The organism is Nocardia ninae NBRC 108245 (genome assembly GCF_007990755.1).
In the GTDB taxonomy this organism is placed as follows: domain Bacteria; phylum Actinomycetota; class Actinomycetes; order Mycobacteriales; family Mycobacteriaceae; genus Nocardia; species Nocardia ninae.
On the sequence record NZ_BJXA01000165.1, the window covers coordinates 1 to 3,530 of the forward strand.

Genomic DNA, 3,530 nt, shown 5'->3' on the forward strand with positions numbered 1-3,530 from the left:
CCCTGTGCGATCAGATCGGAGAGTCGTCCGGGTGTGGCGATGAGCAGATCGACACCGCGCGCGAGCCGGTCGGCCTGCCGCCGGATCGGCGCGCCGCCGACCACCGACGCGACCCGCAGGCCCATCGCGAGCGCGGGTCCGTCCAGCGCGCGTTCGATTTGCGCGGCCAGTTCGCGGGTGGGCACCAGCACCAGTCCGCGCGGCCGCCCCGGCTTGGTCGACCCGCTGGCCAGCCGGGCCAGCATGGGCAGCCCGAACGCGAGGGTCTTGCCGGACCCGGTCGGGCCGCGGCCGAGCACATCCTTGCCCGCCAACGCATCCGGCACCGTCGCGGCTTGGATGGGAAACGGTGCCTCGATGCCGTCGTTGCGCAGTGCCTGCACGAGCACGGCGGGCAGGCCCAGGTCCATGAAGGTCACGGAGGGCGCCGCGGCGACGGGTGTCGAGGGGGTCACGGGTGCTGTGTGCCTTTCGTAGGACGCGCTCGTGCTCGGAAAACGCGTTGCAGGTGGGGCGGCGCGCTGCGAGAGAACAGCAGCGCGAAGAGACGATGCGGCCGGCCGAGTAGCAGGCCAAGTGTCCAGGATACGTCCTACGATCCGCTAGCCGCGGAACAGCCGTTCGAGCTCCACCAGCCAGGGCACCGCGACGGCCATGGTCGGTACGACGAGAATGGCGGCCGAGCCGAGATACGCGGCGGTGGCGACCCGAACGTCGCCGATCCGCCCGGTGAGGCGCTGGATCCGAATCAGGGTGGTCGGCCCGCCCGCGGCGAGCGCACCCTGGGGCGCGGTGGACTTCGAGCAGGCGACGAGCGCGCGCGCCAGCGGTTTCGGGCCGGTCACCTTCACCGCGGAGTCGTCGGCGAGCAGTTCGATGAGCAGTTTCACCGAGCCGAGCGCGGCTTTGCTGCGCACAAAACGCGGAAACGCTTCGTGCACAGCGGTGAACGCCTCGAGCACCAGGTCGTGTCTGGCGCGCAGGTGCGAGCGTTCGTGGCTGACGATCGCGGTGATCTCCGCGTCGTCCAGGTTGGTCAGGGTGCCTTCGCTGATCACCACGCGCTGGCGCAGACCGGGCAGGCAGTAGGCGATCGGTTCGGTCGCGGCGAGCACCCGGATATCGGAGGCGCGGCGACGCGGACCGCTCTGATCGAGCAGGTCGACCAGCATCCGGTGCCTGGCTCGCCTGCGCCGCGTGTGCACCCCGACCCGGACGATCGCGTAACAGAGCCGCGCGCCGACCAGCAGTGTCAGCGCGAACACGAAAACGTAGGCCAGCCACAGTGGTAACCCGAGCGCGTCGATCTCGCGGGTGGGTGCGGTGGTCGGCCTACCGTCGGGTCCGGGCACCAGCAGTTCGGCGGCGATGGCCAAACCGGAGCCGAATGCGCTGAGCACGGCGGCGAGCGCGATGGCCTGCCAGAGCACGAGTGCGGCGCGGGGCGTCCGGTATGTCCAGGTCGCCCGGCTGAGCAAGGCCGGGGCAGGCCCCGCGAGAAGCAATGCGAGTCCGGCGAATACCGGCGCGGTTGCGTTCATCGACTCAGCTCACTGCGTTGGGGGCAAGGTCGCGAGGAGTCTACTGCGGGGGCGGTGTGTCCTCGTTCGCTTCGAGCTTAGCGAGTGCTTCGCGAAGTGCGGCAGCCTCATCCTTTCCGACCTGTTCCACGAAGTGCACCAGCGCGGCGGCGCGGCTGCCCGCGGCGTCGGCCTGTTGTAGTGCGTCCACCATGAGGCTGGCGACCAATTCGTCCCTGCTGTGCACGGGCGCGTAGCGATGAGCACGGTCGTCGCGCTGCTGGACCACGAGGTTCTTCTTCGCGAGTCGTTGCAGCACCGTCATCACCGTGGTGTACGCGAGCTCGCGGCGTGCGGCCAATGCCTCGTGCACCTGCCGGACTGTCTGCGGTTCATCGGTCGACCACAACTGGTCCATGACCGCTTTCTCGAGTTCACCAAGTCCTGCCATTCCACAATTTTACGGACTCAACGACGCGCATGCGTACTACAGGGTGTCGTAACTATGGAATAGCTGGTGTGGTATTTGTCATACGGCGGTGGATTCGGGCATGACGGGCCCGCCTGCCTTGCCGAGAACATGGCGTGTTCCGATCGGCACCACCATCGGCCGACCGGACACCGGATCCTCCAGAACCGAGGCGTCGAGGTCGAAAACTTCGCGCAGCAAAGCGACGTCGATGATGTCGGCGGGCCTGCCCTGCGCGACGATCCGGCCTTCGCGCATGACGATCAGCTCATCGCTGTAGCGGATCGCCAGATTCAGGTCGTGCAACACCATCACCACGGTGCGGCCGAGCTCGGCGTGCAACCGGTCGACCAGGTCGAGCACGTCGACTGCGTGCGCGAGGTCGAGATAGGTGGTCGGCTCGTCGAGCAGCAGGATGTCGGTGCCCTGGGCCAGCGCCATGGAGATCCAGGCCCGCTGGCGTTGTCCGCCGGAGAGCTCGTCGAGCGCGCGGTCGGCCAGATCGGCGATGCCGGTCTGCGCGAGCGCGGTCATCACCTCGTCCTCGTCGGCGGCCGACCACTGCCGGAACCACGACTGATGCGGATGCCGGCCGCGCGCGACCAGATCGGCGACGGTCAGTCCTTCCGGTGCGACCGGCGACTGCGGCAGCATGCCGAGCACCCTGGCCACGTCCTTGGTCTTCATCGTCGAAATGGCCTTGCCGTCCAACAACACTCGGCCTTCCTGCGGGCGGAGCAGCCGGCCGAGCGAGCGCAGCAGGGTGGATTTGCCGCAGCCGTTGGGCCCGATCACGGTGGTGATCACGCCGGGCGCGATGTCGAGGGTCAGTCCGTCGATGATCACCCGGTCGCCGTAGGCGAGCGTGACGTCGTCGGCGGCGAGCCGGGTGGGCACCGATTCCGCGGTGGTCGCAGCGTCTGTGGTCATGACAGCGTCGCCTTCCGGTTCATTCGCACGAGCAGGTAGAGCAGGAACGGTCCGCCGAAGGCCGCGGTCACGATGCCCACCGGCAGGTCGGCCGGGAAGAGCGAGCGCGACGCGACATCCGCGCCGACCACCAGGATGGCACCGGTGAGCGCCGACCCGATCAGCGGTTCGCCGGGGGTGCGCAGCAGCCGCCGGGCGATCTGCGGCGCGGACAGCGCGACGAAACTCACCGGCCCGACAGCTGCGGTCGCCACCGAGGCCCCGACCACCGCCGCGCCGATCAGGACGGCCTGCTGGGTTTGGATGCGCACACCCAGCGACCGGGTGGTGTCGGCGCCGAGCCGCAGCGCGGCCAAGGTGCGGGCCGAGCCGAGCGCGACGACCACCACCACGGCCAGCGCCAATGTAGCTGGGAGCAAACCGGATCGATCGGCATTGTTCAGAGATCCGTTGAGCCACAACTGGGCTCGCTGAGCGTCTTGGAGTGTGGCGCGGGTGAGCAACCAGCTGATGCCGGCCAGCAGCAGGGCGTTCATGCCGACGCCGATCAGGACCAGACGCAAACCCGTCACGCCCCGGTCGCCGGTCGGACTACGTCCCCAGGCCAAGAG

The 3,530-nt window shown here is 68.9% G+C and carries 5 protein-coding genes; all 5 read right to left on the reverse strand.

Going from position 1 to position 3,530, the window contains the following annotated elements; all coding sequences use genetic code 11:
- Nucleotides 1-410 (reverse strand): DEAD/DEAH box helicase (locus tag NN4_RS44295; RefSeq protein ID WP_147144402.1); only part of this gene is annotated, 410 nt, incomplete at its 3' end.
- A gap of 192 nt (nt 411-602) precedes the next feature.
- Nucleotides 603-1,541 (reverse strand): M56 family metallopeptidase, encoded by a 939-nt coding sequence (locus tag NN4_RS44300; RefSeq protein ID WP_107656457.1) that lies wholly within the window; start codon nt 1,539-1,541, stop codon nt 603-605.
- 40 nt (nt 1,542-1,581) lie between these two features.
- Nucleotides 1,582-1,971 (reverse strand): BlaI/MecI/CopY family transcriptional regulator, encoded by a 390-nt coding sequence (locus NN4_RS44305; RefSeq protein WP_107656458.1) that lies wholly within the window; start codon nt 1,969-1,971, stop codon nt 1,582-1,584.
- Between the two features lie 78 nt (nt 1,972-2,049).
- Entirely contained in the window at nt 2,050-2,919 is an 870-nt protein-coding gene (locus NN4_RS44310; RefSeq protein ID WP_147144397.1) for an ABC transporter ATP-binding protein, read from the reverse strand.
- Nucleotides 2,916-3,530: FecCD family ABC transporter permease (locus tag NN4_RS44315; RefSeq protein WP_147144399.1), on the reverse strand; the 615-nt coding region annotated here is incomplete at its 5' end. The genes NN4_RS44310 and NN4_RS44315, both read right to left, overlap by 4 nt.